Annotated in this window: 1 protein-coding gene; it reads right to left on the bottom strand. The window is 59.0% G+C overall.

What is annotated here, in order from left to right; translation table 11 throughout:
- Window positions 1-54: 54 nt before the first annotated feature.
- Entirely contained in the window at window positions 55-819 is a 765-nt protein-coding gene (locus tag ACOTX5_RS26630; protein WP_001389365.1) for an IS6-like element IS6100 family transposase, read from the bottom strand.
- Between the last annotated feature and the right edge of the window lie 180 nt (window positions 820-999).

Here is a 999-nt window from a genome sequence, read left to right as displayed (position 1 = left end):
GGCTCTGTTGCAAAGATTGGCGGCAGTCAGAGGTAGGCTGTCGCTCTGCGCCGATCAGGCGGCTGCTGCGAAATGGTGGTTGAGCATGCCCATGGCCTCCGTCAGCGCCGAGGGCCCAATGCCAAAAGCTCTCTCCACAAGGCGCACCTCGCCCCTGATGCCGGGCTGCAGGCACCAGGGGCGAGCCTGTCCTTTGCGCAGGGCTCGCATGACTTCGAATCCCTTGATCGTGGCATAGGCCGTGGGGATCGATTTGAAACCGCGCACCGGCTTGATCAGTATCTTGAGCTTTCCGTGATCGGCCTCGATCACGTTATTGAGATACTTCACCTGCCGGTGGGCCGTCTCCCGGTCCAGCTTTCCTTCGCGCTTCAATTCGGTGATCGCTGCACCATAGCTCGGCGCTTTGTCGGTATTGAGCGTGGCAGGCTTTTCCCAGTGCTTCAGGCCTCGCAGGGCCTTGCCCAGGAACCGCTTCGCTGCCTTGGCGCTGCGGGTCGGCGACAGGTAGAAATCGATCGTGTCGCCCCGCTTGTCGACTGCCCGGTACAGGTAGGTCCACTTGCCCCGCACCTTGACGTAGGTTTCATCCAGGCGCCAGCTCGGATCAAAGCCACGCCGCCAGAACCAGCGCAGCCGCTTCTCCATCTCCGGGGCGTAGCACTGGACCCAGCGATAGATCGTCGTATGGTCGACCGAAATGCCGCGTTCCGCCAGCATTTCCTCAAGGTCGCGATAGCTGATCGGATAGCGACAATACCAGCGCACCGCCCACAGGATCACATCACCCTGGAAATGGCGCCACTTGAAATCCGTCATCGTTCCGTCCGTCCAATCTCCGCCAAGCATGCTCAAGCTTCACGATTTTTGCAACAGAGCCCACACGAGTATTGAGCATAGTCGAGATTGGTGCAGATCACTTCTGATATTGAACTGTCAGGAGCTGGCTGCACAACAGCCATTACGCCCAATCAACTGGTGCAGTCGTCTTCTGAAAAT

This window comes from Enterobacter cloacae complex sp. IR5441 (assembly GCF_049238215.1).
GTDB lineage: Bacteria > Pseudomonadota > Gammaproteobacteria > Enterobacterales > Enterobacteriaceae > Enterobacter > Enterobacter hormaechei_C.
This window is presented reverse-complemented; position numbering and strand designations above follow the sequence as displayed.